Source organism: Brevundimonas sp. CURTG3B2_SDJG, assembly GCF_057364705.1.
This window is the reverse complement of the sequence record NZ_JBNFOJ010000149.1, coordinates 1-7,447: the sequence shown is the minus strand read 5'-3', so window position 1 is coordinate 7,447 and position 7,447 is coordinate 1. Positions and strand designations below refer to the sequence as shown.

Sequence of the window (7,447 nt, the reverse complement as noted above, 5' to 3'; positions counted from 1 at the left end):
GGGCAGGCGGGCGGTGCGCGCCTCGCCTAGCGCCGCGCGGACGCGGCGCAGGTTGGCGGCCGCGGCCTCCAGCTCGTTGTTGTTCGTCAGCGCCTGGGCGATCAGGTCGTCCAGCACCGCGTCGTCGTACAGGCGCCACCAATCGTCCCGGGGAACGGCCTGGGCCGTCACCGCGGGGTTGGCGGATCCCATGAAGGCGCCCGACGCTGAGGGGGGAAGGGTAGCGTCAGGCGCCTTCGGCCCGACCGCGCACGAGGCCAGCAGAAGGCTGGCTCCGGCGGTTGCGGTCAGGAACCGGAGAGAGGGTCGGATCGTCATCAAGCGTCTCCCAGCCGCGGTGCAGCCGGCTCGGGTTGTTCATGAGGCGGCAGGCCGCCGGTGGTCGGGATCTCTTTCTCCTTGACCGGAGGCTGGGGCATCTTCGACGCCAGCCAGCGGCTGATGACGTAGAACACCGGGGTGAAGATCAGGCCGAAGAGCGTCACGCCCAGCATGCCCGAGAACACCGCCGTGCCCAGCGACTGACGCATCTCCGCGCCAGGGCCGGTCGCCAGCATCAGCGGCACGACGCCGAAGATGAAGGCGAACGAGGTCATCAGGATCGGCCGCAGACGGGTCCGGGCCGCCTGGATGGCCGCATCCCAGCGGTTCATCCCGTCGTCTTCCTCGGCCTGCTTGGCGAACTCCACGATCAGGATCGCATTCTTCGCCGCCAGGGCGATCAGCACCACCAGCCCGATCTGGACCAGGATGTTGTTGTCGAGGCCGCGCAGATTGACCCCGATCATGGCCGCCAGCACGCACATCGGCACGATCAGCACCACGGCGAGCGGTAGGGTGAAGGCCTCGTACTGGGCCGCCAGAACCAGGAAGACGAAGATCACGGCCATCAGGAAGACCAGCGTCGTCCCGCCGCCTCCCGCCAGCTTCTCCTGCAGGGCCAGTTCGGTCCATTCGTACGAGAAACCGGGCGGCAAGGCGTTGGCCGCCAGCTGTTCCATGGTCGCCAGGGCCTGGCCGGACGAGACGCCCGGCGCCGCCTGCCCCTGCAGCTCGGAAGCCGGGAACAGGTTGTAGCGCACCACCCGCGACGGGCCGGAGTCGTCGTTCAGCGTCGCCACCGAGCCGATCGGCACCATGGCGCCGGAGGCCGAACGGGTCTTCAGATTGGCGATGTCGGCCGTGTCGTCGCGATAGGACGGCTCCGCCTGGGCGGTCACGCGGAACGTGCGGCCCAGGAAGTTGAAGTCGTTGACGTAGGCCGAGCCCAGATAGATCCCCAGGGTGTCGAATACGTCCTGGGGCTGGACGCCCATCATCAGCGCCTTGTCGCGGTCGACGTCGGCGGAGATCCGCGGCGAGCCGGTGTTGTACAGCGAGAAGACCTGCTGCACGCGCTCCGGCGACTGAGCCGCGGCGCCCATCATGGCGAAGGTGGCTCCCTCCAGCGCGCGATAGCCGCCGCCGGAGCGATCCTGGATCATCATCTTGAAGCCGTTGCCGTTGCCCAGGCCTTGGACCGAGGGCGGGGCGATGACGAAGATGTTGGCGTCCTCGATGCCGAAGGTCGCGCCGGTGATGGCTCCGGCCAGGGCGGCGGCCGCCGTTTCGGGCGTCTTGCGGTGATCGAACTCGTCCAGGCGGACGAAGATGGTCGCCGAGTTGGAGCCGAACGAGAAGCTGGCGCCGTCCAGGCCGGCGAAGGCCACGGTGCCGTCAACGCCCTCGGTCTTCTCGATGATGTTCCGGGCCTGGGTCATCACAGCTTCGGTGCGTTCCAGCGAAGCGCCCGCGGGCAGCTGGATCACGCCGATCAGATAGCCCTGGTCCTGGTCCGGGATGAATCCGGTCGGAGTCTCCAGCACGCGCCAGGCGGTCGCCGCCAGCAGGCCGGCGTAGATCACCAGCACGATGGCGACGGCGCGCACCAGGCGGGCGGTGAGGCGGCCGTACTTGTCCGACAGCCAGTCGAAGCCGTCGTTGAAGCGGCGGCCGGCCCAGCCGCCGTACCAGGTGATGGAGTTCCACAGGCCCGGCTTGCGCACCGGTTCGGAGTGCAGGTCGTGGGGCTTCAGCAGCACCGCGGCCATGGCCGGCGACAGGGTCAGCGAGACCAGCAGCGAGATCACCGAGGCCGAGGCGATGGTCACCGCGAACTGCTGGTAGAAGATGCCGGGGATGCCGGGCACGAAGGCGGTCGGCACGAACACCGACACGAGCACCAGGCCGATGGCGATCAGGGCGCCGGACACTTCCTTCATCGACCGATAGGCGGCCTCCTTGGGCGTCAGCCCCTGTCGGATATAGCGCTCGACGTTCTCGACCACGACGATGGCGTCGTCGACCACGATGCCGATGGCCAGCACCAGGCCGAACAGCGACAGCGAGTTGATCGAATAGCCCAGCGCCAGCAGCACCGCGAAGGTGCCGACCAGCGACACGGGGATGGCCACGATCGGGATGATGGCGGCGCGCCAGGTCTGCAGGAAGACGATGACCACCAGCACGACCAGGATCATCGCCTCGAACACGGTGTGCTCGACCGCCTTGACCGACTCGGCCACGAACTCCGTCGGGTTGTAGGGGACCGAGATGGCCATGCCCTGGGGCAGCTGGGCCTTCACGGCCTCGATCTCGGCCATGACCTTGGCGGCGGTGTCCAGCGCGTTGGCGCCGGGCTGCTGCTGGATCGCCAGGGCGACGCCCGGCTGGCCGTCGAAATAGCCGCGGATGCCGTAGTCCTGCGATCCCAGCTCGACGCGGGCGACGTCGCGGACGCGGGTGGTGCGTCCCTGGGCGTCGGTCTTGATGACGATCTCGCCGAACTGGTCCGGGCTGCTCAGGCGCGACTGGACCTGCACCGGCAGCTGGAAGGCCGCGGCGTTGGTCGGGAAGGGCGGCTGGCCGATGGCGCCGGCGGCGGCCGAGCTGTTCTGAGCGCGCAGGGCGCCCACGATCTCCTGGGCCGTCAGGTTGCGGGCGGCCGCCTTCGCCGGGTCGATCCAGACCCGCATCGAATAGTTGCCGCCGCCGAACACCTGCACCGCGCCCACGCCGTCCAGCCGCAGGAAGCGGTCGCGCAGCGTCGAGTTGGCGTAGTTGCCGATGTAGTCGTTGGCCAGGCTTCGGTCGGGCGAGGTCAGACCCACGATCAGCAGGAAGTCCTGCTGCTGCTTGTTCACGGTCACGCCGATCTGGCGCACCGGTTCAGGCAGGCGGGGCTCGGCCAGCGAAACCCGGTTCTGGACCAGCACCTGGGCGGCGTCGAGGTCGGTTCCGGGTTCGAAGGTGACGGTGATCGTCGCCACCCCGTCCGAGGTCGAGGACGACGAGATGTAGAGCATTCGCTCGACCCCGTTGACCTCCTGCTCGATCGGCGCGGCCACGGTCTCGGCCATGGTCTCGGCCGAGGCGCCCGGATAGACGGCGGTCACCGCGATGGTGGGCGGCGCGATCTCCGGATACTGCGACAGCGGCAGCAGCGGATAGGCGAACGCGCCCAGCAGGGTGATGAACACCGAGATGACGGCCGCGAATATCGGCCTGTCGATGAAGAAGCGTGAGATGTTCATGGCGCGATCAGTCGCCCGAGACGCTGTTGGCGAACGTGGCGGTCGAGGCGGGAGCCACTGTGGTGACCGGAGCCTGCGACTGCTGCGCGACCGGGGCGATGCGGCCGTTCTTCGGCTGCACCTTCATGCCCGGCTGCTGGATGCGCTGGACGCCGTTGATGATGACGCGGTCGGTCGGCTGGAGGCCCGAGCGGATGACCCGCAGGCCGTCCACGAGCGGCCCCAGCTGCACCGGGCGCGGGGCGACCGCGTTGTCGCGGCCGACCACGTAGACGATGCGGCGGGCCTGGTCGGTGGCGATCGCGGCGTCGGGCACCAGCATGGCCTGGTAGCTGCCGGCGCCGGCCAGGCGGGCCTGGCCGAACATGCCGGGCTTCAGGAAGCCGTCCGCGTTGGGGATCAGCGCGCGCAGGCGGATGACGCCCGAGGCCGTGTCCACCGCGTTGTCGGTGAAGTCCAGCCGGCCCGAACGGGTGTAGCTGGTCTCGTCCTGCAGGCGCACCTGGATCGGCGCCGCGCCCTGGCGGGCCTGACGCTGGTACTTCAGCAGCACGGCTTCCGAGCCGTCGAAGACGAAGTGGATCGGCGCGCTGGAGACCACGGTGGTCAGCACGTCGGCGGCCGACGAGCCGCCGGCGACCAGATTGCCCGGATCGACGCGGCGGTCGGACACGCGGCCCGAGATCGGCGCGGTGACGCGGGTGAACTCCAGGTCCAGCTGACGTGCGCGGACGGCGGCGTTGGCGGCCGCGACCGAGGCCTCGGCCTGCTGAACCGCGCCGCGGCGGGTGTCGAACTCGGCCTGGGACACGGCCTGCGAGGCCAGCAGCGTCTCGGCGCGGGTGAACTCGGTGCGGGCCAGATTCAGCTGGGCCTGCGCCTGGGACAGCTGGGCGCGGGCCGAAGCCAGGGCCGCCTGCGCCGGGCGCGGGTCCAGGGTGAACAGCAGCTGGCCCTGTCGGACGTAGTCGCCGTCACGGAAATGGACGGCCGAGATGTAGCCGCCGACGCGCGCGCGCACCTCGACCGCCTGGGTCGCCTCGAAGCGGCCCGTGAACTCGTCCCAATCCTGAATCGTCTGAACCAGGGGCGTGGCCACGGTCACCGCCGGCGCCGGCGGGGCCTGGGCTTCGCTCCTCTGGGAACAGCCATAAAGCGCGGTCGTCATAAGGACGGCCGCGGCCACGATCTTCGCCGTGCGCATGAACGCTAGTCTCCGAATGGGAGCAATCCCTGTCTCTGTCGACCGCGGCGCATCGGGGAGGAGGCCGCTAGTCAACGCCCGGTGACTTAATGGTGATCCACCCCTTCCTTGTCAACGGGCGTTGACAAAGCCATATTGCAGCTGGGGCTATTCTGGAGACCTAACCCGTTGTTTTTGTCATGTCGCGCCTCGGCCAAGAAACGCCGAGGCGACCCGCGCTGCTATCCTGAACGCCTCCTCGAGAGGTTCGCGCGCGAAAGCTATGACGACGTCGGCATGCGCGACATCGCCGGCGACGTCGGCGTCGACGCCGCCTTGGTGTCCCGCTACTTCGGCTCCAAGGAGGACCTGTTCGCCTCGGTCCTGAGCACCTGCGACAACGGCGGCGCCCTGATGGCCGGCGACCGCGACACCTTCGGCCGCCGGGTCGCCCGCGAGGTCATCTTCGAAGCCAAGAGCGAGACCAAGCTCAAGGGCCTGCTGATCCTGCTTCGCTCCATCGCCTCGACCAAGGCCATGGAGATCGTCCAGCGCAGCGCCAACGAGCGCTTCTACGGCCCGTTCGCCGAGTGGGTCGGCGGCGAGGACGGCCCCATCCGCGCCCGTCTGGCGGCGGCCTTCATCATGGGCATGGCCGTCAGCCGCGAGGTCACCGGCGGCTTCGGTTTCTCGGCCGATCAGTGCGAGCGCATGGCCGAGCGCATGGGCGTCATGCTCCAGGACATCATCGACGGGGACGGCCCCGGCCCGGCCCTGGTGACCAACCACTAGCTTCGGGGTCTCAGCCGCGCTTCTCGAACTTCCGGATCACGCCCGAGAAGGTCATCAGGATGCGCGTTTCGACGCTGATCTGGCCGCGCACGAAGATCAGGCTCTTGCCCGCCCGCACCACCTCGCCCGTGGCTTCGACCAGCTCGCCGACGTAGGCGCCGTCGATGAAGGTGGAATCCAGCGACACGGTCACGCCCGAGGCGCCCTCCATCTCCTGATAGGCGGTCTGGAACAGCGAGATGTCGGCGAAGGTCATCAGGCAGCCGCCGTGCATCCGGCCGCCGGCGTTCATGTGCTTGGGCTCGGCCCGGAAGGCGCAGCGCATCCGCCCGTCGGGATCCGGCTTGAAGTAGAAGGGACCCACCACGGTGTCGAAGGTCCCGTGCAGGTCGTAGGTCTGCCAGCCGGTGAACTCGCCTTCGGTGATCGTGACTTTGGCGACCATCTCGCGCTCCACCTTCTTCTCGCTCTCGCAATGCAGCATATAGGCCCAATGAGCGATCCCATCGAAACCGCCATCTTCGAAAAATTGGCGAAGGCCGACCCCAAGGGCGTCGGCGGCAAGAGCATCGAGCCGGCCGACGTGGCCAAGGACCTGCAGCCGGAGCAGTGGCAGCGCATGCTGCCCAAGGTGAAGGCCTGCGCCCTGGGCCTGATGCGCCAGGGCCGGCTGACCATCACCAAGAAGGGCAAGGCCGTCGACCCGTCCAGCTTCAAGGGCGTCATTCGTCTGCGCCTCCCGACCGAGGCCGAGACCGCCGCGGCCCTGGCGGCGCTGCCGCCGAAGGCCGAGGACGACGAGGACTGAGCGGTCGCATGGGCCTGGACCAAGTCCTCGCCGACATCCGCGCCTGCCGCGCCTGCCTGGGGCAGTTTCCGCACGCGCCGCGGCCCGTCATTCATGTCTTTCCCGAGACCCGGCTGCTGATCTGCGGCCAGGCGCCCGGCCGGCGCGTGCACGAGAGCGGCCGGCCGTTCACCGATCCGTCCGGCGATCGGCTGCGCGACTGGCTGGGCGTCGACTACGAGACCTTCTATGCGGATCGTCGGATCGGCGTCGCCGCCCAGGCCTTCTGCTATCCCGGCACGGCGTCGAAGGGCGGGGACTATCCGCCGCCACGCCGCTGCGCCGAACTGTGGCGGCCGCGCCTGCTGGCGGAGCTTCCTCAGGTCGAGCTGACCCTGTTGGTCGGCGGCTACGCCAGGGCTGGGCGCTGGGGGACCGGGCCCGGGCGAACATGACCGACACCGTCCGCGCCTGGCGCGAGTATGCGCCCGCCGTCCTGCCCCTGCCGCATCCGTCCTGGCGCAACACGGCCTGGCTGAAGCGGAACCCGTGGTTCGAGGCGGAGGTGCTGCCCTATCTGCGGGCCAGGGTGCGTGGCATCCTGTCTTCTTCCGCTCGTCCCCGCGAACGCGGGGACCCAGTTCTTTCATGAGGCGCGTGGCGTGGGATTGAGGGCTTCGCGAATGCTCTGGCGCCAATCGCCCAAAGCACTGGGTCCCCGCGTTCGCGGGGATGAGCGGCGGAGGGGACTGATCGCGCTTACGCTTACGCTCACGCTCGCCGCCTGCGCCACGCCCGCGATCCAGCCCGCCCTGACCCCGCCGCCCGGCTTCGCCGGTCCGACCGTCGAGGGGGACGCCCTGGTCATGGACGACGGCGCTCGCCTGCCGCTGGCCCGCTGGATCCCCGACGGCGAGCCCTGGGCGGTGATCGTCGCGCTTCACGGCATGAACGACTCCCGCGCCTCGTTCCGGCTCGCAGGACCCTGGTGGGCGGAGCACGGTATCGAGACCTGGGCCGTCGACCAGCGCGGGTTCGGCGAGGCGCCCGGCCGCGGCGTCTGGGCCGGGCAGGCGCGCATGACCGAAAGACCTGCGCACCGCCGTCCGCCCT

General features: G+C 69.4%; 6 protein-coding genes and 2 pseudogenes. 4 read left to right on the top strand and 4 right to left on the bottom strand.

Translation table 11 applies throughout. The features are described 5' to 3' along the window. From AC2W7C_RS11095 to AC2W7C_RS11085, 3 genes and pseudogenes are all read right to left on the bottom strand, one after another. Positions 1 to 318 (bottom strand): annotated as a pseudogene (locus AC2W7C_RS11095) (TolC family protein); the annotation flags it as partial. After that, the gene (locus AC2W7C_RS11090; RefSeq protein ID WP_486001496.1) at positions 318 to 3,572 is read right to left on the bottom strand and encodes an efflux RND transporter permease subunit; all 3,255 of its coding nucleotides are present in this window, start codon (positions 3,570 to 3,572) and stop codon (positions 318 to 320) included. The pseudogene AC2W7C_RS11095 and the gene AC2W7C_RS11090, both read right to left, overlap by 1 nt. Before the next feature lie 7 nt (positions 3,573 to 3,579). Continuing rightward, positions 3,580 to 4,776: an efflux RND transporter periplasmic adaptor subunit gene (locus AC2W7C_RS11085; protein WP_486001495.1), complete on the bottom strand. Its 1,197-nt coding sequence runs from the start codon at positions 4,774 to 4,776 to the stop codon at positions 3,580 to 3,582. Positions 4,777 to 5,052: 276 nt separating this feature from the next. On the opposite strand from AC2W7C_RS11085, the gene AC2W7C_RS11080 reads away from it, so the two are divergent. Beyond that, positions 5,053 to 5,547 (top strand): TetR/AcrR family transcriptional regulator, encoded by a 495-nt coding sequence (locus AC2W7C_RS11080; protein WP_486001494.1) that lies wholly within the window; start codon positions 5,053 to 5,055, stop codon positions 5,545 to 5,547. 10 nt (positions 5,548 to 5,557) lie between these two features. Here AC2W7C_RS11080 and AC2W7C_RS11075 read toward each other — a convergent pair whose 3' ends face one another. Next, positions 5,558 to 5,992, bottom strand: a complete 435-nt coding sequence (locus AC2W7C_RS11075; protein WP_486001497.1) for a PaaI family thioesterase — start codon at positions 5,990 to 5,992, stop codon at positions 5,558 to 5,560. Between the two features lie 48 nt (positions 5,993 to 6,040). On the opposite strand from AC2W7C_RS11075, the gene AC2W7C_RS11070 reads away from it, so the two are divergent. From AC2W7C_RS11070 to AC2W7C_RS11060, 3 genes and pseudogenes are all read left to right on the top strand, one after another. Continuing rightward, complete coding sequence (locus AC2W7C_RS11070) at positions 6,041 to 6,355, top strand: DUF3253 domain-containing protein (protein WP_486001493.1); 315 nt, start codon at positions 6,041 to 6,043, stop codon at positions 6,353 to 6,355. A gap of 8 nt (positions 6,356 to 6,363) precedes the next feature. Beyond that, positions 6,364 to 6,986: pseudogene (locus AC2W7C_RS11065) on the top strand (uracil-DNA glycosylase family protein). Between the two features lie 31 nt (positions 6,987 to 7,017). After that, a partial coding sequence (locus tag AC2W7C_RS11060; protein WP_486001492.1) for an alpha/beta hydrolase occupies positions 7,018 to 7,447 on the top strand: 430 nt, incomplete at its 3' end.

What these genes read in the sequence shown, in the direction of transcription:
- AC2W7C_RS11090 (WP_486001496.1), bottom strand. Translation starts at nt 3,572, where the DNA reads ATGAACATCTCACGCTTCTTCATCGACAGGCCGATATTCGCGGCCGTC.
- AC2W7C_RS11085 (WP_486001495.1), bottom strand. Translation starts at nt 4,776, where the DNA reads ATGCGCACGGCGAAGATCGTGGCCGCGGCCGTCCTTATGACGACCGCG.
- AC2W7C_RS11080 (WP_486001494.1), top strand. Translation starts at nt 5,053, where the DNA reads ATGCGCGACATCGCCGGCGACGTCGGCGTCGACGCCGCCTTGGTGTCC.
- AC2W7C_RS11075 (WP_486001497.1), bottom strand. Translation starts at nt 5,992, where the DNA reads ATGGTCGCCAAAGTCACGATCACCGAAGGCGAGTTCACCGGCTGGCAG.
- AC2W7C_RS11070 (WP_486001493.1), top strand. Translation starts at nt 6,041, where the DNA reads ATGAGCGATCCCATCGAAACCGCCATCTTCGAAAAATTGGCGAAGGCC.